Annotated in this window: 24 protein-coding genes and 1 pseudogene; 19 read left to right on the plus strand and 6 right to left on the minus strand. The window is 48.7% G+C overall.

Translation table 11 applies throughout. The features are described 5' to 3' along the window. Window positions 1–5: 5 nt before the first annotated feature. From fabF to EV12_RS07145, 10 genes and pseudogenes are all read left to right on the plus strand, one after another. The gene (gene fabF / locus EV12_RS07100) at window positions 6–1,253 is read left to right on the plus strand and encodes a beta-ketoacyl-ACP synthase II (protein WP_036913797.1); all 1,248 of its coding nucleotides are present in this window, start codon (window positions 6–8) and stop codon (window positions 1,251–1,253) included. A gap of 52 nt (window positions 1,254–1,305) precedes the next feature. Continuing rightward, window positions 1,306–3,315 carry a transketolase gene (tkt, locus tag EV12_RS07105; RefSeq protein WP_036913798.1) on the plus strand — a complete coding sequence of 670 codons (2,010 nt, stop codon included), beginning with the start codon at window positions 1,306–1,308 and terminating at the stop codon, window positions 3,313–3,315. A gap of 52 nt (window positions 3,316–3,367) precedes the next feature. Beyond that, window positions 3,368–3,790: a GtrA family protein gene (locus tag EV12_RS07110; RefSeq protein ID WP_052039478.1), complete on the plus strand. Its 423-nt coding sequence runs from the start codon at window positions 3,368–3,370 to the stop codon at window positions 3,788–3,790. 2 nt (window positions 3,791–3,792) lie between these two features. Further along, on the plus strand, window positions 3,793–4,482 hold the full coding sequence (locus EV12_RS07115; RefSeq protein WP_241477278.1) for a glycosyltransferase family 2 protein: 690 nt from the start codon (window positions 3,793–3,795) through the stop codon (window positions 4,480–4,482). Window positions 4,483–4,488: 6 nt separating this feature from the next. Next, a complete protein-coding gene (locus tag EV12_RS07120) occupies window positions 4,489–5,433 on the plus strand; it encodes a UDP-glucuronic acid decarboxylase family protein (RefSeq protein WP_036913802.1) in 945 nt (314 codons plus the stop codon). 748 nt (window positions 5,434–6,181) lie between these two features. Further along, window positions 6,182–7,414, plus strand: a complete 1,233-nt coding sequence (locus EV12_RS13675; RefSeq protein ID WP_152562991.1) for a hypothetical protein — start codon at window positions 6,182–6,184, stop codon at window positions 7,412–7,414. A 228-nt stretch (window positions 7,415–7,642) separates the two neighbouring features. Next, the gene (locus EV12_RS07130) at window positions 7,643–8,836 is read left to right on the plus strand and encodes a glycoside hydrolase family 99-like domain-containing protein (RefSeq protein ID WP_036913808.1); all 1,194 of its coding nucleotides are present in this window, start codon (window positions 7,643–7,645) and stop codon (window positions 8,834–8,836) included. A 953-nt stretch (window positions 8,837–9,789) separates the two neighbouring features. Then, window positions 9,790–10,701, plus strand: a complete 912-nt coding sequence (locus tag EV12_RS14450; protein WP_152562320.1) for a hypothetical protein — start codon at window positions 9,790–9,792, stop codon at window positions 10,699–10,701. 67 nt (window positions 10,702–10,768) lie between these two features. Further along, window positions 10,769–11,421 (plus strand): annotated as a pseudogene (locus tag EV12_RS07140) (NAD-dependent epimerase/dehydratase family protein); the annotation flags it as partial. A 231-nt stretch (window positions 11,422–11,652) separates the two neighbouring features. Next, window positions 11,653–12,756 (plus strand): glycosyltransferase family 2 protein, encoded by a 1,104-nt coding sequence (locus EV12_RS07145; protein WP_036913812.1) that lies wholly within the window; start codon window positions 11,653–11,655, stop codon window positions 12,754–12,756. A gap of 401 nt (window positions 12,757–13,157) precedes the next feature. On the opposite strand, the gene EV12_RS07150 is transcribed toward EV12_RS07145, so the two are convergent. Further along, window positions 13,158–13,430, minus strand: coding sequence for a chlororespiratory reduction protein 7 (locus tag EV12_RS07150; protein ID WP_036913814.1), 273 nt, complete (start codon window positions 13,428–13,430; stop codon window positions 13,158–13,160). Between the two features lie 36 nt (window positions 13,431–13,466). Next, window positions 13,467–14,192 carry a glutathione S-transferase family protein gene (locus EV12_RS07155; RefSeq protein ID WP_036913816.1) on the minus strand — a complete coding sequence of 242 codons (726 nt, stop codon included), beginning with the start codon at window positions 14,190–14,192 and terminating at the stop codon, window positions 13,467–13,469. Between the two features lie 640 nt (window positions 14,193–14,832). Here EV12_RS07155 and EV12_RS07160 point away from each other — a divergent pair. Genes EV12_RS07160 through EV12_RS07180 form a run of 5 tightly spaced genes read left to right on the plus strand, consistent with a single transcriptional unit; the run spans window position 14,833 to window position 19,192 of the window. Further along, window positions 14,833–15,039, plus strand: a complete 207-nt coding sequence (locus EV12_RS07160) for a DUF751 family protein (protein ID WP_036913818.1) — start codon at window positions 14,833–14,835, stop codon at window positions 15,037–15,039. 2 nt (window positions 15,040–15,041) lie between these two features. Next, window positions 15,042–15,470 carry a 30S ribosome-binding factor RbfA gene (gene rbfA, locus EV12_RS07165; RefSeq protein WP_036913819.1) on the plus strand — a complete coding sequence of 143 codons (429 nt, stop codon included), beginning with the start codon at window positions 15,042–15,044 and terminating at the stop codon, window positions 15,468–15,470. Continuing rightward, complete coding sequence (locus tag EV12_RS07170) at window positions 15,467–17,116, plus strand: glycoside hydrolase family 3 N-terminal domain-containing protein (RefSeq protein WP_036913822.1); 1,650 nt, start codon at window positions 15,467–15,469, stop codon at window positions 17,114–17,116. The genes rbfA and EV12_RS07170 overlap by 4 nt, the downstream gene beginning before the upstream one ends. A gap of 37 nt (window positions 17,117–17,153) precedes the next feature. Then, window positions 17,154–18,362, plus strand: coding sequence for a glycosyltransferase (locus EV12_RS07175; RefSeq protein WP_036913824.1), 1,209 nt, complete (start codon window positions 17,154–17,156; stop codon window positions 18,360–18,362). Continuing rightward, the gene (locus tag EV12_RS07180; RefSeq protein ID WP_036913826.1) at window positions 18,359–19,192 is read left to right on the plus strand and encodes a uroporphyrinogen-III synthase; all 834 of its coding nucleotides are present in this window, start codon (window positions 18,359–18,361) and stop codon (window positions 19,190–19,192) included. Before EV12_RS07175 ends, EV12_RS07180 begins: the two co-directional genes overlap by 4 nt. On the opposite strand, the gene EV12_RS13685 is transcribed toward EV12_RS07180, so the two are convergent. The 3 genes from EV12_RS13685 to zds are packed head-to-tail and all read right to left on the minus strand — an operon-like array spanning window position 19,143 to window position 21,563. Beyond that, window positions 19,143–19,613 (minus strand): hypothetical protein, encoded by a 471-nt coding sequence (locus EV12_RS13685; RefSeq protein WP_052039477.1) that lies wholly within the window; start codon window positions 19,611–19,613, stop codon window positions 19,143–19,145. The two genes, EV12_RS07180 and EV12_RS13685, sit on opposite strands and share 50 nt — an antisense overlap. Before the next feature lie 25 nt (window positions 19,614–19,638). Beyond that, window positions 19,639–20,088, minus strand: coding sequence for an SRPBCC family protein (locus tag EV12_RS07185; protein ID WP_036913828.1), 450 nt, complete (start codon window positions 20,086–20,088; stop codon window positions 19,639–19,641). A 2-nt stretch (window positions 20,089–20,090) separates the two neighbouring features. Further along, a complete protein-coding gene (gene zds / locus EV12_RS07190) occupies window positions 20,091–21,563 on the minus strand; it encodes a 9,9'-di-cis-zeta-carotene desaturase (RefSeq protein ID WP_036913831.1) in 1,473 nt (490 codons plus the stop codon). 117 nt (window positions 21,564–21,680) lie between these two features. Here zds and EV12_RS07195 point away from each other — a divergent pair, with 117 nt between their 5' ends. The 4 genes from EV12_RS07195 to EV12_RS07210 are packed head-to-tail and all read left to right on the plus strand — an operon-like array spanning window position 21,681 to window position 24,037. Further along, entirely contained in the window at window positions 21,681–22,073 is a 393-nt protein-coding gene (locus tag EV12_RS07195) for a HesB/IscA family protein (RefSeq protein WP_036913834.1), read from the plus strand. Window positions 22,074–22,132: 59 nt separating this feature from the next. Beyond that, window positions 22,133–22,552 carry a hypothetical protein gene (locus EV12_RS07200; RefSeq protein WP_036913837.1) on the plus strand — a complete coding sequence of 140 codons (420 nt, stop codon included), beginning with the start codon at window positions 22,133–22,135 and terminating at the stop codon, window positions 22,550–22,552. 1 nt (window position 22,553) lies between these two features. Further along, on the plus strand, window positions 22,554–23,765 hold the full coding sequence (locus tag EV12_RS07205; RefSeq protein WP_036913840.1) for a lipid-A-disaccharide synthase-related protein: 1,212 nt from the start codon (window positions 22,554–22,556) through the stop codon (window positions 23,763–23,765). Continuing rightward, window positions 23,762–24,037, plus strand: coding sequence for a hypothetical protein (locus EV12_RS07210; RefSeq protein ID WP_036913843.1), 276 nt, complete (start codon window positions 23,762–23,764; stop codon window positions 24,035–24,037). Before EV12_RS07205 ends, EV12_RS07210 begins: the two co-directional genes overlap by 4 nt. Here EV12_RS07210 and EV12_RS07215 read toward each other — a convergent pair. Then, window positions 23,973–24,914 (minus strand): TIGR01777 family oxidoreductase, encoded by a 942-nt coding sequence (locus tag EV12_RS07215; RefSeq protein WP_036913846.1) that lies wholly within the window; start codon window positions 24,912–24,914, stop codon window positions 23,973–23,975. The genes EV12_RS07210 and EV12_RS07215 overlap by 65 nt on opposite strands. Window positions 24,915–24,928: the final 14 nt, after the last annotated feature.

A 24,928-nucleotide genomic window follows, 5' to 3' on the forward strand; every position in this document is an offset into this window, starting at 1 on the left:
TCGGCATGATGGAGGATCTCCATCGGGTTGTGGTCACCGGTCTCGGCGCGGTCACACCGATTGGCAACACGGTCGCGGACTATTTAGAAGGGTTGAAGACAGCCAACAATGGTGTAGCGGCCATCAGCCTGTTTGACGCGTCAGCCCATGCATGTCGCTTTGCCGCAGAGGTCAAGGACTTTGACCCAACCGGTTTCCTCGAGCCCAAGGAATCAAAAAGATGGGATCGATTCTGCAAATTCGGCGTAGTGGCAGCCAAGCAGGCAATTGCTGATGCCGGGCTCAGCATCGAAGAGGAGAATGCCTCCCGCATTGGGGTGATTATTGGTTCAGGTGTCGGTGGTCTGCTCACCATGGAGACCCAAGCCCACGTTTTGAATGAGAAAGGTCCCGGTCGGGTCAGCCCATTCACAGTACCGATGATGATCCCCAACATGGCGACTGGGCTTGCCGCCATTGCATTGGGGGCCAAAGGCCCCAGCTCAGCAGTAGCCACAGCCTGCGCAGCTGGATCCAATGCCATCGGCGATGCTTTCCGGCTGCTGCAACTCGGCAAAGCTGATGTAATGGTGTGTGGTGGTGCAGAAGCAGGCATCACGCCACTAGGTGTGGCTGGCTTCGCCAGTGCCAAGGCCCTCTCCTTCCGCAATGATGACCCCGCCACGGCTAGCCGTCCGTTCGATGCAGAACGAGATGGATTCGTCATCGGGGAAGGATCTGGCGTCCTGGTACTTGAGTCCCTTGAGCACGCCAAAAATCGAGATGCCACGATCCATGCTGAGATTGTGGGCTATGGCATGACCTGCGATGCCCACCACATCACTTCACCAACCCCTGGCGGCGTTGGTGGTGCTGAAGCAATCCGCCTGGCCCTACAAGAAGGACAGCTGGATCCCACCAGCGTGGATTACATCAATGCCCATGGCACCAGTACTCCCGCCAATGACAGCAACGAAACAGCAGCCATCAAAAATGCGCTCGGGGAGAGGGCTTATCAGATTCCTGTGAGCTCCACAAAATCCATGACGGGTCACCTTCTTGGTGGATCTGGCGGCATTGAAGCTGTGGCGTGTGTGCTTGCACTGCAGCACGGCATGGTGCCTCCCACCATTAATTACATCAACCCAGATCCAGAGTGTGATCTGGACTATGTCCCCAACATGGCCAGAGATCACAGATTAGGCGTGGTGCTCTCCAATTCCTTCGGCTTCGGCGGCCACAACGTCTGCCTCGCCTTCCGCCAAATGGCCTAGGCGGCTCTGCCGCCTCCATCATTCAGACTCCCTGCTATCCCATCTCAACACCATGGTCGCTGCGACTGCTTCCCTAGACACGCTCTGCATCAACAGCATTCGCATGCTGGCCGTCGATGCGGTCAACAAGGCCAACAGCGGCCACCCTGGTCTTCCCATGGGCTGTGCCCCAATGGGCTACACCCTCTGGGACCAATTTCTGCATCACAACCCCAAGAATCCTCAGTGGTTCAACCGCGACCGCTTTGTACTTTCAGCCGGTCACGGCTGCATGTTGGTCTACGCGCTGTTGCATCTCACCGGTTATGACTCAGTGACCATCGAGGACATCAAGCAGTTCCGCCAATGGGGCTCCCGCACTCCTGGACATCCCGAAACATTTGAAACCCCCGGAGTCGAAGTCACTGCAGGCCCCCTTGGTGCTGGGATCTCTAATGCCGTTGGCCTGGCGATCGCTGAAGCTCACCTTGCGGCCAAATTCAATAAACCCGAAGCAAAGATCGTTGATCACTACACCTACGTGGTGATGGGCGATGGCTGCAATCAAGAAGGTATTGCCTCGGAAGCCTGCTCCCTTGCCGGCCACCTCAAGCTAGGAAAACTGATCGCCCTCTACGACGACAACCACATCACGATCGACGGCCGCACGGACGTTTCCTTCACCGAAGACGTTCTCAAACGCTACGAAGCCTATGGCTGGCATGTACAACATGTCGCCAATGGCGACACCGACGTGAATGCCATCGCCAAGGCGATCGAAACAGCAAAAGCGATCACCAACAAGCCTTCGCTTATCAAGGTGACCACCACCATTGGTTACGGCTCCCCTAACAAAAGCGATACTGCCGGCGTGCACGGGGCCCCCCTTGGCGAAGAAGAAACCAAGCTCACTCGCCAACAACTGAGCTGGAACTATGGCCCGTTCGAAATACCTCAAGAGGCCTACGACCAGTACCGCAAGGCCATCGAACGCGGCGCTCGCCTTGAATCTGACTGGAATCAAGCACTCGCTAACTACAGAAGTCAATACCCAAATGAAGCAGCTGAATTCGAGCGGATGTTGCGCGGTGAGCTGCCTCAGGGCTGGGATAAAGATCTGCCGAGTTACACACCTGATGACAAGGGACTAGCAACCCGCAAACACTCCCAGATCTGTTTAGGCGCACTCGGCCCGAATCTGCCTGAACTCATCGGCGGTTCTGCCGACCTCACCCACTCCAATTACACCGATATCAAAGGTGAAACCGGCTCCTTCCAACCTGAAACACCTGAAAAGCGTTATCTGCATTTCGGCGTGCGCGAGCACGCCATGGCCGCAATCCTCAATGGCATTGCGTATCACAACAGTGGCCTAATCCCCTACGGCGGAACCTTCCTGGTTTTTGCTGACTACATGCGTGGTTCGATGCGCCTATCGGCCCTAAGCGAACTGGGCGTGATTTACGTTCTTACTCATGACTCAATCGGCGTAGGTGAAGATGGGCCTACCCATCAACCGGTCGAAACCATTCCCTCCCTGCGCGCCATGCCAAACATGCTGGTGTTCCGTCCCGGAGATGGTAATGAGACCAGCGGTGCTTACAAAGTAGCCATCCAGAATCGCAAGCGCCCCAGCTCTCTCTGCCTGAGCCGTCAGGGCATGGCCAACCAAGCCAATTCATCCATCGAGAATGTCGCTCTCGGCGGCTATGTTCTCGAAGATTGCGAAGGAACAGCTGATCTGATCCTGATCGGGACAGGCACAGAGCTTGACCTTTGCGTGCAAGCCGCCAAGAAACTCAGTGCTGAAGGTCACAAACTTCGCGTGGTCTCGATGCCTTGCGTAGAGCTTTTCGAAGAACAGAGCAGCGCATACAAACAAGAGGTGCTGCCAAACGCTGTACGCAAGCGCATCGTGGTGGAAGCCGCCGAATCATTTGGCTGGTACAAGTACATCGGCCTTGATGGCGACAGTGTGACCATGAACAGCTTTGGCGCTTCTGCACCGGGTGACACATGCTTGGAGAAGTTTGGCTTCACAGTAGAAAATGTAGTGGCGAAGGCAAAAGGGTTACTTACATGAAACAATGGGCCGTGTATTTGACCCTGGTCTTTAGATAAAGGTGCAAACAAAAATGCCCCTTACATTTCTCCACAGAAGTGCTAATGGGGCATCAAAAACTGATTCAAGGAGAGGAAGAAAAAGAAGATTTGGGATTGCTGGAGCTGCAAATGTAATCCTGACGAATGCAGTTCTTCAAGCCTTATTGGCAAGCAATGTAGTCAATATTGCTGTTGCAACATTAACCAGCCAGGCCGTCAACACGATCTTCGGCTACACCATTTACGGAAAGCTCGTTTTCAGAGCTCACGGATTGAGACAAAAGAGACAAGTGATTCGGTACACACTTCTAATGGCAACGATGTGGATACTTAACACGGGTGGTATTGAGCTAGGAGCAACAGCAAACATAAGCAAAAATGTCGCTGCCCTCGCAATGGTCCCCGTCCTTGCAGTACTATCATACTTGGTTCAAAAGAATTGGGTGTTTCGATAATGATGCTGAGCATTATCATCCCGTGTTACAACGAGTCGAAAACAATTATTTCGCTAATAGAGGCCGTCAAAGAATCTCCTGTCAAAAATAGAGAGGTCATTATTGTTGACGACGGGTCAAAAGATGGCACAAGAGATATTTTAAGTGACCTAAACGATCCTGAAGTACGAGTCATCTTTCACGCTCAAAACCAAGGGAAAGGAGCTGCATTACGAACCGGATTCAATGAGGCCAAAGGGGATATTTGCATAGTCCAAGATGCGGACTTGGAATACGATCCCCAAGAATTTCAAGTCGTCATACAGCCTATCCTTGATGGAAAAGCGGACGTGGTTTTTGGTAGTAGATTTCAGGGTGGGCGCCCCCATCGGGTTGTGTATTTCTGGCATCGAATCGGAAACGGGCTGCTCACGCTAATGAGCAACTTCTTCACTGACCTAAACCTCTCAGATATGGAGACGTGCTACAAAGCATTTCGGCGTGAAGTTATTCAATCAATCAATATAAAAGAAAACAGATTTGGCTTTGAACCCGAAGTAACAGCGAAAATCTCAAAGATGAATATCAGAATTTATGAAGTCGGGATATCTTATTACGGGAGAACATATGACGAAGGCAAGAAAATTGGCTGGAAAGACGGCATAAGGGCTATATACTGCATCCTTAAATACAATCTCTGGGCGGAAGACTAAAGCGCTATGAGAATCAAACGCAACCTGATTACAGGCGGAGCTGGCTTCCTTGGGTCACATCTGACAGACCGATTAATGGAAGCCGGAGAAGAAGTCATCTGCCTAGACAACTATTTCACAGGGAGGAAAAGCAATATTGAAAAGTGGATTGGGCATCCATCATTTGAACTTATCCGACACGATGTTACGGAACCGATTCGTTTAGAAGTTGATCGAATCTGGCATTTGGCTTGTCCGGCATCCCCAGTTCACTACCAGTTCAATCCGATTAAAACGGCAAAGACAAGCTTTCTGGGAACCTACAACATGCTGGGGCTAGCAAGGAGGGTTGGAGCCAGACTCCTATTAGCTAGCACAAGCGAAGTGTACGGAGATCCAGAAATTCACCCACAACCCGAAAGCTATAGAGGATGCGTCAATACAATCGGAATCAGAAGCTGCTACGACGAAGGGAAAAGAATTGCAGAAACTCTATGCTTTGACTACAAACGGATGCATGAAACCGAGATTCGAGTCTTGCGAATATTCAATACCTATGGCCCAAGAATGCTGCCTGATGACGGAAGAGTTGTCAGCAACTTTATCGTTCAGGCCTTAAGAGGAGAATCCCTAACACTGTATGGAAATGGAGAACAAACAAGATCATTTTGCTATGTCGATGATCTAATTAATGGCATGATGAAACTCATGAATTGCAACCAGACAGGGCCTATTAATGTTGGCAATCCCACCGAATTTACGATAAGACAGCTCGCAGAGCTGGTAAGGGAAAAAATTAATCCTAATTTACAATTCATAGAAAAACCTCTTCCACAAGATGATCCGATGCAAAGGAAGCCGGTGATCGATCTTGCCAATAGCGTATTAGGATGGGAACCACAAATGGCTCTTGAGAATGGATTAGATCCAACCATTGAATGGTTCAAATTTGAATTAGAAAAATCCCAATAAGATTTCAGCTATGAACCAAAGAATTGGTGCCACGAAATCCCTCTTACATTGGCTCATTGTGCCTTTCATAGCAACAAGCATGTTGCTATGGCCAACATATTCAAGTGGTCTTGAGACACTGCAAACAGATCCTGGAGATACATTACTAAATGCCTACTTTCTTGAGCACGCATTTCAACACCTTACAAGCTCCAATATCTTCAATCCAGGCCAATTCTGGTCTCCTTCATTTTTTTGGCCCGTCAACAATACCTTGACCTGGAGCGACCACCTTCTAGGCCAAAGCATAATATACGGAATATTTAGGCCGATCTTCAACCCAATCAATGCTTATGTTTGCTGGGTTAGCACAACTCTTATTCTCAATTATATCTCAATACGAAAATCACTAACAAAGATCAGCCCCAAGACTAAAGATATTTGGGTCAGTATCTCCACACTGGTAACAACATTCAGCCCTGCAATCGCAATTCAGCTAGGCCATCCACAGCTACTAAGTCTCTTCATTATTGGGCCAATACTTTATGAATGCCACAGGTTAATGACAGAGAAAACAGAAAGTTTTACATTGAGCAATTGGGCATATCTCTCATGCCTTCTTTTGATCAATGGCTTTTTCAACATCTACACCTTCGTATACGCATGCTATGGCGTAATGATATGCTCTGCAATTCACATTTTCAAGAGAATAGTAAATCGTTCAATGCGATTAAGGATTGGAAACAACTTAATTCTAAATACTGGATGCTTGGTCATCGCAGGTTTAATCAATCTGTACATTTACTTGCCATATCTTCAAACATTAAAGACCTTTGGCAGCCGACCGATCGACATCATTATCAATAATTTACCCAAACCAGCTGGATGGCTACTCGGAAATGATTGGCTTCTCGTACCACCTGCATGGACCTACCAAACAGTTAATCCAAGCTGGATTTCCGGTCATGAACAAGACATATTCCCTGGCTGGGGTCTACTCATATTGCTGATGGCTGCAGTCTTAACCCAATTCAAAAAGCGAAATAATACAGGTATTCAAAATTGGTTGATCGCGATCACCTTAATGATCCTTCTTACTCTGTCATTTGATGGAGAATCTGGTTGGATTATCATGATGAAGCTGCTACCAGGAGCTGGATCTCTCCGAGCATCAAGCCGTGTGGCGATGATGATCATTTTATTTAGTGCTCCTTGCATTGCCATCGCAGCTGAAAACTGGAAACTTAATTTAAAAAAACTTTTGAATGCAGTCTGCGAATTTGCGGCATTATCAGCAAGTTTTGTAAGCATTTGGGCTATTCCAGGAGGACAATATCAATTTCCTTATAAGGAGTGGGAAAACGAAGTAACTCTTCTAAGCAACGAACTTAAAGATACTGATTGCGATGTTTTTTGGTATCAATGGAGGAATCAACCACCATTCAGAGCGCATGTTTTAGCAATGCATGCACAATCAAGAACAAATATACCTACAGCGAATGGATACAGTGGTCAATTTCCAAGCGATGATTGGCCTTTTACTAATTCGTCTGGACAAAATGCATTTAGCTGGTTGTCGGAAGAATTGGCTGGAACGAGTCATTCTTCAAAAGAAATGAGTCTGTACCCCAAAAGATGCATTATAAGCATAGACAAAAAGAATGCAGCCTCAATTCAACACTACAAAGGACCAGAGAAGAAAACTCCTTTAACTATTTTAGAGAAGCAAAATGTCAAAATTGGAGAATACCACAACATCCTATACATATTAGTGCAAGGCAACAAGAACAATTCAAGAGCGGCGTGGGTAAGACTCATCAGAGATGGCAATTCAATCCCCTCGAGAAGGGGAAAATATCAAATAACAGATGCAAGAATAGAAGACGGCATACTATTCATAACAGACACGAATCGGGCAGCAAATGACAAATATGTATGGGAAATAGATATTAAAACCGGAAGTTTTGAAGGCCAAGTCCATACCATTTCCGGCAACAGATAATCATTGATTCCAAAGTATATCGACAAAAGTAAATTCCATGCCTCTAAATCAGTACAACCCTAATACCATAAGATTGCAATCTCAAAGAAATGTTTTCGACAATGGCAAAGACTGAGAAATCCATATTCTAATATTAAATTTAAAACGCATAGATTATCGGAGCAGAACAAACAAAGCTGCCACTAATACTATATAATAGAAGGCAAAATTCCGACAGGTGGCGACAGAATGGTCAAGAGAAATGAATTCTCTTCTGCATTGATTATTAGACTCTTCGATAAAATCACGATTCGAGGCATCTTTTTAACATTTTTTGGAATAGGAGCAGGCGCTTGTGCTTTTATCATTTATCAAAATATGCAAGGTGTCAACTGTAACAATCGGCCACTAATCGGAAGCTACTATTATCCTTGGTACACGATTGAGAGATGGAAGTGGGGCCAAGATGTTATGGGAAAGCCACTTCTAGGGCCTTACAATAACAGCGATCAAAAAGTTATCAACAAACATATTGATTGGGCACAAGATGCAGGAATAGATTATTTTATTTATTCCTGGCTAGGAACAAATAAAAAAGAGCATGGGCCAGAAAGCAAAATTACTGATAACTTCATTAGGCAAACAAGCAAAGTGAATTATAAAATTATGCCCCTTTATGAAACACCCTTAGCGCTCAATCAATCACCCGACAACATAGATTTTGATCAAAAATACTGGCCACGCGTGAATGCAGGTGATCAGTTTATCAAAGATATGCTTGCCTTTTCAAACCAGGCTCACAATTCAGAACACTTCCTTCGTATCAATAATTGCCCTAGAGTCGCAATATATTTAGCGCGCAATATGCTCAATCAAGATAAATACTTCAATAAGCTCAAAAAAGCATTAGCTAACAGAAATCAATGTTTAGATTTTACTGCTGACGTATCATTCTGGAATTCCAGTGACAAGCCTTTGGCAAGAAGCAATCAATCTTCTGAACATCAGTGGGCATGGTTAGCGAATAATTTCTCAGCAGTATTTGGCTATAATATGTATAGCCACGATATTAATGTTTATGAAATACAAGGGGATCTTGCATTTGATAAAATCTTTCTAAAGGCAAAATCTGTCAATCAAAAAAAATGGGAAAAGCGATCTCATGATGTAGGGCTTAAATACCACTATTCGATTCAGCCTGGTTATGACGACAGACCCCTAAGAGGCAATGAACGACCAGCAGCACCATCTTCTGAAAAATTCTTATTAAAAGACTGGGAGCGAATTTATGCTAGCTTATCAAAAGATGATCATATATTAATCACTTCATTTAATGAGTGGTATGAAGGGACTGCTATTGAGCCAACCAAAAAAGATGGGACCTCATTGATTGCAGCAAATCGCAAGGCAGCTGATGCTATTAAACGAAAATTTTGCAATTAATGAATTCTTAATGCTTGATAGCATTTATGCATGGAACCAATTCATTGGCAATGCAATACTTTAATGGCTTCAATAAACTACAATTACCATAGTATCTAGAAGAATAACGTTTACTCTATTGATCTGAATCAAACCGGCTCTTTCTTTGTACAGTCTTGAAAAGCATCAGGAAACTCTGCCCCCCCCTGAAGAACAAAATCAAAACTTCAATGACCGGAACTAATTATTTTTCGAGTAAATATGTGGTCAACTTTTTAGTAAACTTAATTTTACTCCTAACTGGTGCTTACTACTTGGTATGCACTTTATTTCCAGGCAGCATGAATGGAGATATGATTGTTCAATTTATAGCCTCCATCAACAATCCAACCCTATTTTTCTGGGGGCAAGACCGGCTATTTTCGCTAACAACATTTCTACTTATTCCATTCCATAATATTGAACTGAATCTATTTCTGGGGACATTTATAAATGCAATCTACTTTTCGGGAATATTACTTTTTACTTGCTGCTTATATAGCGAAAAAGCCTTAAAGAAAGCTAGTCTATTTTTCACTTCTTTATTAGCGGTTAAGATTATAATTCCAGATACTCAGCTATTTCTATTTGCCAAAGCAGCTCAACCCTACGCCTCGTCAATGCTTTTTTTATCATTAGCTTTTTTTACTTTATTGCGAACACGGTACAACAAGAACAGAATTTTTATATTCATAATATCTATATTAGTTGTCATAATTAGTTTTCTATTAAATCCACTTAGCTTGACCTATGCATTAAGTTTTCCAATAGCTTGTCGAATTTTTGATCCCACTTCAAAAGGTAATAGCCATATTTTGCGACGTGTAGAACTGCAATGGATGATAATAATAATAATATCAATTGTTATATTCGCAATAGTAAGGTATTTATATATTGAACATTACTCTATATCTAGTACCTCATTAAATCTATCCTTGTCAAACGCTATCGATGCAATTCCAGCTTCATCTAAAAGATTTATAGCATCCTTTGCCGGAAACTTGCTTAATCTCTATGCATCACTAATAGCAATCTTGGCATGCATTCTAGTTCCTATTGGAAGCTTAATGATGCCTAAAAGAAACATGAATACTAGAAACGAGCTAAGCAAAAAAAATGTTCTTGCATTCAATTATTTGAGTTGCATATACTACGCAGCAATAATTTTTAATATGATGGCCATAGTCCCAGCCTTTTTATCCGAGCATGTAGCAATCAATGGATATGGTTTGCGCTACTTTTTTCCAATATATTTCGCAATAATTGCAGGTATTATTGCAATCATGGGTGTATTGATATCCATAGCATCAGATTTTTTTAGCCAATATTCTTTTGAGCCTTTGTTCGCTATTATAGGATTATCGCTTGCAATAACACTTTACTCCTTTAGACCTATTCCTCAAATCACATCCTATAAACAATTCTCGAATATAGTGCCGGCATACGATTATATCAACAATAGTTCACATGATACATCATTGATTACAGGCAACTATTGGTATATGTGGCCATTCAAAGCATATTCACTATATAAGGGAGAAAATGTTCCAATAATTGTAGGTCGATCAGAATTTGACCCTATATCAAAACAAATGCATGAGAAGTTAGAGCATTCCATACAAGCAAATAATTCATTCAGCTACCTCTGCATCTCAAGCAAAAAGCTTGAAACAGACGAATGTCGCTGGGGCTCTCTTGAAAACTTAGCGCTTCAGAGTGATGATGCAGGATCTAAATGGAGGAAAAATTTTCAGACTTTGTTCCAATCAAGAGACAAAACAAATGTCGGAAGAACAATTCATGTGCATTTGATTGATTATAAATACGCTGACAATTTAATCAATTAAACAGTCAAACGGCAAGAGATAATCAATGGTTTTCTATAACCATCCAGTCAGGCTTGTCTAACTTCACCTTAAAACAGCCAAAACCAGTTTTCTTGGCACTTACAATATGCTGGGCCTCCCTCGCAGGGTAGGCGCACGCCTACTACTTGCCAGCACCAGTGAAGTCTACGGAGACCCAGAAATTCACCCCCAAACCAAAAGTGACCAAGGTTGCGTCAACACGATTGGGATTCGCAGCTGTTAAGACGAGGGTAAACGCATCGCCGAAACACTCTGCTTCGACTATCAGCGAATGCACGGCACTGAAATCAGAGTGATGCGCATCTTCAACACCTATGGCCCTCGCATGTTGCCCGATGACGGCAGGCTGGTGAGCAACTTCATCATGCAAGCACTTCGTGGCGAACCACTAACCATCTACAGAGATGGCAGCCAAACACGTTCGTTCTGTTACGTGGATGATCTCATTGGAGGCATGATTCTGCTAATGAGAAGTGAAAACCCCGGACCCATCAACATCGGCAATCCCCGTGAATTCACGATCAGGGGCCTGGCAGAATTAATTCGCAATCGCATCCAACCAAACCTGCAGCTCATTTCAAAACCATTACCTCAAGATGATCCAATACAACGCCAAACATTAATCGACTTAGCCCAAAAAACCTGGACTGGGAGCCATTGATTCAACTTGAAGATGGCCTAACAAGAACAATCGACTAGTTTCGTGAACAGCTGGGGAACAATTGAGCAATGGAATTTATCCTGGCCGAGGCAAGTTCAAGCATTAGCGATCAACTAGACAACCCCAACTATCCAAATGAAGCATCAGGGATAACTCGGAGCTGCTGCACAGAAGCACAAAAGAAAATATTGATTCTGTGCTCGACAAGGCAAAACCCTAACAAACGTCTAAGGATGTTAATATAGCAAGTGATTAACCAATGCTTCGAGATGGCAGAGACTGCCAGCTTATCAATAATATTACCTGCTTTCAATGAAAGGGATAATATTTGCTCCATCATCGAATCAATCATTGATCTATCCTTGCAATATAAGCTAGAGATTATCGTTGTAGATGATGATTCGCCAGATGGTACCTCTGAGGTGGTATTGGAATTGGCTCGACAATATTCATTTATCCGATTAGTTAGGCGTGTAGGCAGAAGTGGCCTTTCCAGCGCTATCAAAGAAGGGCTCTTAAATGCTTGCCATGAATATGCTCTTGTCATGGATTGCGATGGTCAACATCCTACGTCAGTCATCAAACAAGCAATAAGTCATCTACGAAGCAATGGCTTAGATCTTGTTGTTGGCAGCAGGTTTCTGCAAGGGTCTGTAATCAATGGTCTCACCAATGATCGGGAAAGTGCTTCTACTTTTGCAAACTTTCTTGCCAAAAAAAGTCTCTCAAAAAGATATCGCCATCTAACTGATTACATGAGTGGATTTTTTGCAGTCGACTTGAAGCAGGCCATGCCAATCATTCGCTCTGTTGATGTCAATGGCTTTAAGTTCTTATATGAATTACTAGCCAAAAGTAATGGAGCATTATTAGTTGGCGAGGTACCCCTGATCTTCGAGAAGAGGCTTCATGGAAGCTCTAAACTGGATATCGCAGTCGCATGGGATTTCTTATTATCATTTCTACATTCAATCAGCTTAAAGCTTATTCCTCGTCGCGCAATAAGCTTTGCGCTCGTTGGCCTAAGTGGTGTTTTTGTACAGCTATTTAGTGTTTTCATTCTTACCAATATACTTGCCCATTCCTTCCAATCCTCTCTACCTATTGCTGTCATATTAGCAGCAACATCCAATTACTTAATCAACAATATTTTGACTTTTAGGTTTGCACGTCTTAATGGCTTAAAATTAATAAAGGGCCTTACAAAGTTTTTACTTGTTTCCTCTTTACCATTCGTGGCAAATATTGGCTTGGCATCTGCTTATTACGAGCACATCTCTTCCAACGAGCTGATCGCACAACTGCTTGGGATCATCTTTGCCTTTACTTGGAACTATGTGGCAAGCAGCAAATTTGTTTGGAATACTCCATAGCCAAATCACTTCTGCTCTTCATTCGTGATACACAAAATATTTTAGGGTAATGCCATTTCAGACTTGCGATTGATGTGATGCATCTATCTCGAATGACTCAACATAGTCTCTAGCTATTCTATATACTCTCGATACAGATTTTCATTTATAGAAAACTTACTTCACTTCAGTCCGCAGATCGAGAAATGATCAATTTGCTGATATGCATTCAACTCTAGGTTCACATCGTAATGCCCCTTGAAAAAATCGCTAAATGCAACAATCCTAAGTGATGATTGAAAGGCTCATGATGTCAAAGGGAGCTTGGATTGAGTTTGTCTTCTCTATACGTAATGCCTGCACGATTGCATCTGGGTTCAGCAACAGTCTTGTCAAAGCGCACTAAACCTATCCAAATGAACTCAACTTTGAACAGATCCAGGAGGTTCCAGGCGTACCGCAAACCACTGCAGGCATAGACCTTGGCCCACCTCCAGCTCACAAGCGGTATCAAGCAACCGCTGGGCCGCTGAAACGAGTGAGTTCTGACTCTGCAAATCCTCTGGCAAGACATCCAAACTCTGTAGCCAAATCTGTAACCAAACAAGTGTGTCAGCAGCGCTCAGAAGCCGCTCAGGCTGGCCAGGCTCCAACACGACGTAGTGATCAGAATCACGAATCAAGGGATCAGACATTAGAAAGCCATTTCTGGATCGGTGTTCAAGCAAGGCTCATAGGGCTGAGTCATCCGTCTCAAGCAATGACAACTCAAGCTGATCCCTCCAGTGGAATAAGGGCTGCAGCCGCGGGTGATCACTCAGGCCGAACACACCTTTACCGGCAAGTGCTGCCCCAGCCGAGGCTGGAAAACGCATTAAAGAAATCTGAGCGGCTACAGCTAAATCAGCCAGGCTCATCGCATCTCCTACTAGCCAGGACCTTTTCTGCATCAAATCAGCCAATTGTTCGAGGCTCGTTAATAACTCAACCCTCTCTGCCTGGCCAATGATCTCAGAGGCACCGTTCAACAAACCCCCCGGGAGATCTCCCATGACCTGACGCAAGGGAGTTGGCAGATCTTCTGGAAGAAGAGCTAAACGCAACTCAGAGTCCAAGGCTGCAGCCTGCAACAAAGCTGACCGGCCTGCCCGCGCCAATGTCGTATCAGCCCAATCTTCAATCAAGTACACCTGCGCGGCCTGCTGTGGATCAACCGGAATGAGGGGTGGTTCCGGCTGCTTAGCCTCGAGATGTCGAGCAATGGTGCTGGAATCTGCCAAAACAACATCGCCATCGACAAGTACCGGGACCTGACGCTGACCTGACAAGCGAAACACGTTGAGCTGTCCTAACCCGGGGGTAACTTCCACCACCTGGTAAGTCAAACCCTTGGCCTGCAAGACCATCCGCACCTTGAGACAGAAGGCGGAATGGCGGAATTGATGCAGTTCCATCATCGTTTACTCTGCCAAAAGAACGGCAGAGTAGCTAACAGCTTCAAAAGCCCGCTAAGGCAAAGAGAGCAATAATCGCATTTCACTTTCGGCTGAGAGTGGAAAATGAAAAGAGCTGTTGTATACAGATTCAATCAAGTCAGGTCAATACAATCGGCTTTGAAAGTTAGCCAAATGACTGTATTTCAAGACACTAATCATACAGTTTCTTCTAGGTAAATAATTCAATTTAGCAACCGCAAATGGTGCATGCTGAGCAATAAATCAACAGAAATTTGCGACGCACCGAAGAGAAGTGTTCCAGATTTCTTCCCCTTTAAAGGCTTCGCCAATTGCCTTTTCTTGAGCAACGCTGAATGCGGCTATCGCCAGAATGGCCGCAGGAACTGAGCTGAGATCTGACCCCCCGCTCGCCGCTCTAAGCAAAAGAGACAACAGCAAGCCCTAAGGCGCTGCTCTGCGCTATCTAAAAGGAACTGCCGCAGTGGCTTCTGCCTCACTAAACTAACGTTGTATAGCTGGTCACACTGCAGATGCACGCTAACCGCAAGCTTCACTCTCAGGTGATCTGTGACTTCAGAAGTAGATTCATCCTAACTTTGCGCTAACCCTTTTCCCCAATAAACCCCTGCAATAACTGAAGATGAGAGAGTTATTTCTCAACTTGTCACGCTATCCGCGATACATCATCGCCTTCTGTCTTGGTTTGCTCAACAACTACATCGAGCCACTGGCCAAGCGACGCAGTAATCCCGTGACTGCAATAGCCATCATTGGGGCTATAACAAGTGGATTAATCAGCATTTTCTTAATCATGCATGCCATGGTGTACCCAACATCACCGATATAGATATGGCACCTGGGCGACGGGTGGAACGGGTCGCTGCCCTAATCCGCAGAGAAACAAGCGAACTCCTAATCCATGGCATCCGCGACGAACGGGTGCATCAGGGCATGGTGAGTATTACGAATGTGGAAGTCTCCGGAGATCTGCAACACTGCAAGATTTTTGTGAGCATTTATGGTGAAGAGATCCAACGCTCTGAAGTGCTAGAGGGGCTAGAAGCCGCCAGTGGTTTCCTCAGGGGAGAGCTTGGCCGCAGATTGCAGATGCGACGTGCACCGGAAGTGCACTTTCATTTGGATCGCGGAATCGAGAAAGGAGCTTCGGTACTGAATCTTCTTGAGCAATTGGAACAACAGAGAGAAACCATTGGAGAAGTGCAACCAGGGAGTGACAAACCAACGACTTACGAGACAACAACTGTCAACAAAACGTGAACCCGCCGATCCAGAGCCCCCTTCGACGTCAAGTCGCTGAGTTGCTGGTGGTGCGAGCAAGTGGTCATGCCAGCGATGACCAACGTCGTTACCCAAAATGGGAACTAAGCAACGCTGAACTAAAACGTCTTCTCGGTGAAGGTGTGGGCGGCGTGATTTTGCTGGGCGGCACAAGCACCGAAATCAGGCATCGCTGCAAGAGACTTAGACAATGGGCGAAAGCACCCCTCCTGTTATGTGCCGATGTGGAAGAGGGTGTCGGTCAACGCTTTGAAGGCGGCACTTGGCTCGTACCGCCCATGGCCCTTGGACGGCTCTATCAAGAAGACCAACGTCGTGCTGTCAATCTGGCCGAGCGCTACGGCCGCTGTACAGGACACCAAGCTCGACGCTGCGGACTCAATTGGGTGTTAGCACCCGTCTGCGATGTCAACAACAACCCAGCCAACCCTGTCATCAATGTGCGGGCATGGGGAGAAGACACTGCCACCGTCTCTTCTTTGGCCTGTGCATTCCAACAAGGCCTTGCAGCAGAAGGTGTGCTGGGATGCGCCAAACACTTCCCAGGTCACGGCAATACGGGAATGGATTCCCATCTGCAGTTGCCTGTACTGGATTACAACCTCCACCAGCTTATGGAGCTTGAACTCTTGCCTTTCCAGGCCGTCATGAAAGCCGGCATCGACAGCATCATGACGGCCCATCTGTTGATGCGAAGCCTCGACGCCTGCTATCCGGCGACCCTATCTCCAGCTGTTCTCCAAGACCTTTTACGTCGCCAACTGAAGTTCGAGGGCTTGGTCGTGACCGATGCCCTGGTCATGCAAGCAATCACTCAGTCCTATAGCGCTGGCGAAGCCGCCGTTATGGCCTTTACCGCCGGCGCTGACCTAATTTTAATGCCCGAGAACGCAGATGAAGCTATCGAGGCCCTATGCGAGGCCCTCCAGTCGGGCCAAATTCCAATGCAACGCTTGCAAGCCTCCCAAGAACGCCGGCGAGAAGCCTTACAAAAGGTTGATAACTCCACTTCAAAGCTTGCCCTCAAAGACAGCACAAGCATTGACAAACCCCTGGAACGAGATGAAGACCGTGCTCTCGCCAGAGAACTGGTGACTGCATCGCTAAAAATCCACCATCCAGGACCGGTCACCCCAACTGATTCAGGCATCAATCTCCTGCGGGTAGATGGAGTCTTGCCCTGCTCGGTACTCGCAGCCACGGCCCCAGCACTCGTGCTGCCCTCTGAAGCTGGGTTTCAAAGTTTGCTCTGCCACCCCCTAGGGATCTCTCCCTGGCAAGACGACCCAGATCAGCCTTTAGCTCTAGAACGATTGGGCATCGGCCCAGTAATGCTGCAACTTTTCTTACGCGGGAACCCCTTCCGTGGCGACCAGGATCGCCACGAGCCATGGGTGGCAACCGTCAAACAACTCCAACAGCAAAAACGCCTCGCAGGCCTAGTTGTCTACGGCAGTCCTTACATCTGGGATGAGCTGATTGAAGTGTTAAATATCGGCATCCCCGCGGCTTACAGCCCTGGTCAGATGCCTGAAGCGCAGCGCCAGGTTCTTACCTGCCTGCTACAACCTGCGCAGGTGCAATCAAGTACCCAAACGCCGCTGTTCCAAGACTTCACTGACTGACGTCTATATCCTCGAGCCAACCTACGAACCAGCTCCAATGCTCAGCCTCTCGATGGTCGTACGCAACGAAGAGAGTCGCCTGGGAGCCTGCCTGGCGTCCGTGAAAGGGTTCGTAGACGAAATCGTGGTAGTCGACACGGGGTCCACTGATGCAACAGTGGCCATAGCTGAAGCCGCCGGTGCACGAATAGAGCACCTGCCGTGGCCAGGGGACTTCGCCCCAGCCCGTAATGCCGCCCTGAACCTGATCACGGGGGATTGGGTCCTTGTTCTTGATGCCGATGAACAACTACGCGCTGAGGCCATCTCAGGCCTACAAAACTTGATAGCTCAGCCGGATGTTCTGGTGATAAACCTGCTGCGCTTTGAGCAGGGAGCAACGATGGCCCCTTATTCCAACGTCAGCCGTCTGTTCCGCCGACACCCGCGAATCAACTGGAGCCGCCCATACCACTCCATGATTGACGACAGCGTGAGGGATCTACTCAGCGAAGAACCCCATTGGCGCATCGTCGATTACCTTGAGCCGGCTTTGCTCCACGAAGGCTACCGGCCAGATCTACTCCAAAGCAGCAACAAATCCCAACGGTTGAGGACAGCAATGGAGGCCTGGCTGGCTGAGCATCCAGGCGATCCCTATACCTGTGCAAAACTCGGCGCTCTCGAGGTTGAAGAAGGGCAAAAAGAGCGCGGCATCCAGCTCTTGCGGCAAGGCCTAAAGCAGAACGAAAACACAAATGCCAATCCGATCGAACGCTACGAACTTCTTCTGCACCTAGGCATTGCCCTTGGCCAAGACGATCCCCAAGGAGCCGTCACGGCCTACCGCGAAGCCGTGGCTCTACCCATGGACATCAGAGTGAGTCTGGGAGCTCGCCTCAACCTGGCAGCCCTGCTCATGCAACAAGATCTACTGGATGAAGCCATCGCACTCACCACCACCGCTACCCAACAAGCTCCGGAAGTTGCTCTGGCGTGGTACAACCTCGGATTAATGCAGCGTCGCCGAGGCAATCTTGTAGAAGCCTTATACGCCTACGAACAAGCGAAGCAACTCAATCCTGAGCATGCTGAGACCCACCAAAACCATGCGGTCGCGATGCTCGTTGCTGGGGACATCAATGGTGCCCGCAACAGCTTTAGTAAGGCTATTACGCTGCTGCACCGTCAAGGACGAAGCAAGGAAAGCGAAGGGCTGCGCCATCAGGTAGCGGGCATTGTGAAACTGAATGAGGAAGAGAAATGAGCAGCAAACCCATAGCTCCCCTGCATGGCCGCACAATCATCATGACCCGTGCCCAGGAGCAACAGAGTGAGGCTCGGAGTCGGCTTCATGCCCTTGGATCGAACGTTCTTGATCTGCCCGCTCTTGTGATTGGCCCACCCGACGATTGGCAACCCCTCGATGATGCCTTAGCCGACATCAAGACCTTCCACTGGTTGGTGTTCTCCAGCGCCAATGGAGTACGGGCCGTTGAAGAACGGCTGCAGCGGATCGGCCAATCTCTTGCCCATCGTCCCAAGGGACTAAAACTTGCAGCAGTAGGCCGCAAAACAGCCCAACATCTTGAACACCTAGGAGCTGCTGTTGATTTTGTTCCGCCCAACTTTGTGGCTGACAGCCTGATCAATCATTTCCCAGTGTCTGGCTTTGGACTGAAGATGCTGCTGCCAAGAGTCCAGAGCGGTGGCCGCACCATTCTGGGAGAAGCCTTCCGGGAAAGCGGAGCACACGTGATTGAAGTAGCAGCTTATGAATCCCGTTGCCCAGAAGCAATCCCGGAGGACACGGCCACAGCCCTCGCAAACAGCAATGTGGATGCAATTGCTTTCAGCAGCGGCAAGACCGCTGCACACACAGCAAGTTTGCTCAGCCATCGTTTTGGCAGCGACTGGCTGCAGCAGCTTGAAACAGTCAAAGTCATCTCCATCGGCCCCCAGACAAGCCTCAGCTGTGAGCATCATTTTGGAAGGGTCGATCAAGAAGCTGATCCCCACGACCTTGAAGGACTTGTCAGCGCTTGTGTTAAAGCATGCAGGTCGGAGACTGAGATTTGCCCCCCTGGGTCAGGGTGATGCAGCCGCGCTGAACGTCGATCGATAGCAGCGACCAACTTGGAGGTAACAACTGGTCAGCCTCAACCTGACCGGGGCAACGACCTCCAGGCCCCACGCACAATGCTCCGGATCCATCTGATGTTTGGACCAATGCCCGCTGCTGCCCGCCAACAACCAGGACACCTTTCAGGATGAATCCATTTGACGTCGTTGAGCCAACAAGCGGTTGAAAAGGATCCCTACGACCTGCGAGCACTCGATCTTGAACCTCTGTGGCCGAAGGCAGTGGCGTTAGCCGATCAGAAAGATCAATCGGCATCACAAGCTGCTCAGAAATCTCCGGAGCCGAACGCGGTGTTGTAGCCAACCTCTCGGTAGTGGAGCGATCGGTACTGCATCCAGTTAGCGAAACCGTGAGCAGGATCAATGCACTCCTCAACCGCCAAGCTGCTGTCCTGGAGCACTCAGGAGGAAACGCAGTAACCGCTTTCCACAAGATCCCTAAATCTGTCAAGATTGGCCTGGAGCTCACGAGTAACAATCCCTCCCAGGATGCTCGGTTCCATCAAGGGTGCCAAGGGCCTCGGCAACTCGTAGGTAACGCTCAATTTCACAGCTGTACGGTTCTCGCTCTCCGGATAGAAACGCACAACTCCTTTCGTAGGTAGCCCTCCTATTGATTCCCATTGCAAATGCTGGCCTTCAACCTGCTTGCTGATCTTTGCCTTCCAATGAAAACGAAAGCCCTGAGCAGCCAAGGTCCAATCAGTGAGGCTTGGATCATCAAGGGTTTTGACAGATTCAATCCAATTCATCCAGCGGGGCATGGCCTCGAGATCCATCCAAACAGCCCATACCTGCTCAACGGGAGCATTGATATCGCTAGTAACTGTGTGTTCAAGCCAGCGTCCCATCGTTAAGCCACCGCCTGATTGGTGGCCAACATGGCTGGTTGATGAAGGATCGCCGCAGCAGCCAAATGGCCACTCATCGTGGCACCCTCCATTGAGTCGATGTAATCCTGGCGGGTATAACTCCCCGCTAAAAAGAAATTGCTCACAGGCGTGCACTGATCCGGTCTGTAGGGCTCCATCCCTGGGGCTTCTCGATAGAGAGACTGAGCAAGTTTGACGACGTTGCTCCACACCAACTTGAGAGAAAGAGACGAAGGGAACAATTCACGCACTTGAGCATCGGTGTGTGAAACGATCGTCTCTACGGATTTAGAAATCCAGGGGTCACCAGGAGTGAGTACACATTGGAGTAAAGAGCCCACACCCTCCCGGCGATAGTCCTCAGGACTCGCCAAGGCCAGATCCGCAAAGCAGCTGAAGTCTGCATCAGCTGTGTACAAAAGATTATCCAAGCCAACAGGACTCCGGAGATCCCGGCGTGCAGCCTCGTGAATGGGGTCATTACCCAACTCAGTCACCCAGCCGTCGTAGCGCAGCTGCACGGTGGCAACTGGCACGGCTTCGAGCTTATAGATGTCATCAAACTGGGGGAACCTACGCCATGCCTCAGGAAGCAAGCGCTGAATGCCTGGCACATCGCAAGCGGCCAAATAGCAGTCAGCTTCAACCATGACATCCCCTTCTGGTGTGCCAAGGCTGAGCCCGGTAACCACCGGAGCTTCGTCATCGCGAAAGTGCACCTCACGAACACGATGGCGGAGATGAAGACGACCACCCCTTGCCTGGATGTAATCAAGAATCGGCGCGGTTAGCCAACGATGAGGGGAGCCTTTGAGCAAATTCAGCTTGGATGCTTCCGTACGAGCTGCAAACATCATGAAAATGGTGAGCATGCAACGGGCAGAGATCGCCTCACAATCGATAAAGCCCAGCGCATAGGCAACTGGGTTCCACATGCGCTGAATGCTCTGCAAGCTGCCACCATGACTGAGAAACCACTGTTGAAAACTCACTGCATCGAGAGCACGGATTGTGCTCATGGCCCCCTCGTAATCCACCAGGCCCCTAACAATGGGACTCGTTCCCAGAGCAAGGGCATTGCGCAATTTATCGATCCAGTTCAGCTGAGGAGTCGTAAAAAAAGCCTTGAGGCCGTTAAAAGGAGCCCCTAGGGCAAAACGAAAATCAAGAGATCGAAGATCACCGCCACGATTGACGAACAAATGGGTGTGGTCCTTTGGCAACAGATTGTCAATTGCACCCACCTTGCGCATCAGCGCAAAAAGATTGGCGTAATTGAAAAAGAAAACATGCAACCCCATTTCGACATGGTTGCCATCTGGATCTTCCCAACTACCAACCTTGCCACCAATGAACGGCCGAGCTTCGTAGAGATCCACGGTATGACCGGCATCAACTAGATCAACAGCTGCAGCCAGTCCGGCAAGCCCAGCGCCCACAATGGCGACCCGCACGCGCTTCCTACAAAAATCCTCTCGACTCTATAAATATGGCGGATAGGTTGACCCAATTGCATGGTGCAACGAGAGACATCCCTCCATAAAATGAATTGAGGTCTGTGCCAGCACTGAATGACCAGCACCACTAATCCTGCAACCCACCACACCGGTACTGACGGCAAGGGCATCCAAATCACCAACACAGCTATGCAGCAGTTGGCCCGGCTCTGCCTGGAGAAGGGGAATGATCAGGTGCTGCGAGTAGGCGTGCGCTCGGGCGGCTGCAGCGGCATGAGCTACACCATGGACTTTGTACCCTCAGCCGATATCCAAGAAGGAGATGAGGTCTATGAATACACCGCAACCGATGGCGCAAGTTTCAGTGTGATCTGCGATCCCAAGAGCCTGCTTTACATCTATGGGATGCAATTGGATTTCAGCACTGAAATGATTGGCGGCGGCTTCAATTTCACCAATCCCAACGCCAGCCAAACCTGCGGTTGCGGCAGCTCATTCGCTGTCTGAAGTCAATGGCCACCGCTCCGTGGGAATCTGAAGAGACCTAAGCAGTCCTGCTGCATCCGATGGCGTCCACCAACGAGAACCTCTTCGAAACAGCCATGGCCCGGTATCAGTCCGGAGCTGAAGCCAGTGAGCTGATCGAAGACTTCAAAACCATCACAGCAACGGCGCCCAATCAAGCGGCTGGCTGGACATGCCTAGCCTGGCTACAGCTTCTCAGTGCTCAACCCGATGAGGCCCTGCGCACCGCGCGCAATGCGGTGAAGCTCAACGCCCAGGATCCCCAAGCTCGTATCAACCTCAGCCTGGCCCTGCTGGAAACCAACTCCAAGGGTGTAAGAGATCAAATCGACATGGTGCAAAAGATTCTTGCTGTTGCACCGGAGCTTGCAAAAGACCTCAAGGACTCAATCGCCGATGGGTTAGTTCGTAAACCAAATTGGCACGCTTTGAAAAAAGTAAAGGCCTGGCTGGAGCTCTGATTTGGCGAAGCTGCTGCTGTTGAGTAATGGACACGGGGAAGACTTTTCCGGGGCCCAACTAGGAAAGGCCCTGCTCAACCTCGGCCATCAACTGGAGGCCCTGCCCTTGGTCGGTCATGGTCATGCCTATACCGAAGCAGGAATCAAAATCCTTGGACAGGCCAAAGCATTCAGCACAGGCGGGCTTGGATACACCAGTCTTCGAGGCAGGCTGACTGAACTGCTACAAGGCCAAGTGTTGTATCTCCTAAGGCGCCTGGGACGTTTGTTGCAGGTGGCACACCACTACGACCTGCTGGTGGTGATTGGCGATGTAATCCCTGTGATGGCAGCTTGGCTTAGCTGCCGTCCCGTCGCGATCTACCTCGTGGCTTACTCCAGTCACTATGAAGGTCGCCTGCGCTTGCCTTGGCCTTGTGGCAGCTGTCTCAACAGTCAGCGGTTTTTGGGTGTATACAGCCGCGATGAGCTCACCGCAACAGACCTCACGGCTCAACTTCAACGCCCAGTGAGCTTTCTGGGCAATCCCTTTATGGATCCAGTCCTCACACCTCAAGCACGCTTACCAAGCTGCCGTTATCGCCTAGGACTTCTGCCGGGCAGCCGCCTCCCAGAACTAGAACACAACCTGCTGTTGTTGTTGAAGGTGGTGGAATATCTTCCAGAACAACTACTGGCTCGCGATGAAATAAGCCTAGATCTTGCACTGGTCCCAGCCCTAGACGACAGCAGCCTGGCTCAATTAGTCACTCAACAAGGCTGGCAAATGCAACCTGGCATAGGCAACGCAACACACACCAAGCTTGTGCTCGGTCAACGACACATCACCTTGCAACGCGACTGTTTCATTGCGGTACTTCAGAGCAGCGATCTCCTGATCAGCATGGCGGGCACGGCTACTGAACAAGCGGTAGGACTCGCTAAGCCAGTGCTACAACTCCCAGGAATGGGGCCCCAGTTCACAGCCGCATTCGCAGAAGCTCAACGCCGACTACTCGGGCCCACTGTGTTTTGTGCTGATGGGAAGCCTGGCGATGCGCTCAACCTGCAGAACACTGCCAAACTGACTCTGGAGCTATTGAAACGCAGCCAAGCGGACCCTGACCTGCAACAACAATGCCAGAAGCAGGCCTTGCAAAGACTCGGGGTGTCAGGTGGCGGGCAACGATTAGCCCAAGCCATTACAGACCTGCTCACTGAAAGACATCAATGACAACTCCTTCTGCCGATCCCCAATGGAAACAGTGGTTGGACCGACTGCTGATCATCGATGTGTTCCTAGTGATTGCCGGTGCACTCTGGTTTGTCACAGCGATCCTGGCCGCAAGCCAAGGAGTGGAGAAACCAATAGGACTGTTTCAACAACTCTGGATGCCCCTATTTTTGCCCGCCATCAGCCTGTTAATCACCGCTGCCCTCATCAATGGGGTGTGGGCATGGTGGCTGCGGATAAGGCCTGGCATAGATCGGGATACTGAAACCTGAAGCCCAACCCTGCGAGTCGTTCTGAGACCACCTGTTGCCCCTCAAGGACGACACGAGCTCCATCCCCAAGCAAGATCTTGAGGAACGGACCTGGAACCGGCAAGAGGCTTGGACGACCAAGAGTCTTGCCGAGAACCGCCGCGAACGAAGCCATAGGAACAGGCTCGGGAGCGACCCCATTGACCACACCGGACCAAGCCCGTTCCTCAAGAGCCTTTTCAATCAACTGACAAAGATCAGTGCGATGAATCCAGCTCATCCACTGAAGACCACTGCCCACCGGACCGCCAATACCAAGCCTGAACATTGGCAGCATCTTGCCGAGAGCCCCTCCATCGGGCCCCAGAACGATGCCAATACGCACCACTACCAATCTGGTGGCAGACGGTTTAGCAGCAGCAGCAGCCTCCCACCGCTCACAAAGGTGAGCGAGGAAATCTTGTCCACAAGGACTCTTTTCAGTAAAGTGGCCATCTGGACTTGTGCCGTAATAGCCCACCGCAGAGGCATTCACGAGCACTCTTGGTGGTGTCTTGAGTTGACTCATGGCTTTCACCAATGCCCTGGTTGTGTCCAAACGACTGGACTCCAACTCCTGGCAATGAGAAGCTGTCCAGCGCTGCTCAGCAATCGGTTCTCCGGCCAGGTTCACCACTCCTTCAACTTGCGCCAAGGCAGTCAGTAGTGGGCCATCGAGCCAACTGTCTGGATCAGCGGGATTGATCTGCAGCCACTCCAACTGCCCTGTCTGGCGCTCTTGATCGAACCCAGAGGCAGCCTTACGACTGACCAAGATCAACTGATGATTGGCTGCTAACAACTGGGGGACCAGCTCACGGCCGACAAAACCTGTGCAACCAACAAGTAGAAGGCGCATGAAAGAACTGACGG

Source organism: Prochlorococcus sp. MIT 0701, assembly GCF_000760295.1.
GTDB lineage: Bacteria > Cyanobacteriota > Cyanobacteriia > PCC-6307 > Cyanobiaceae > Prochlorococcus.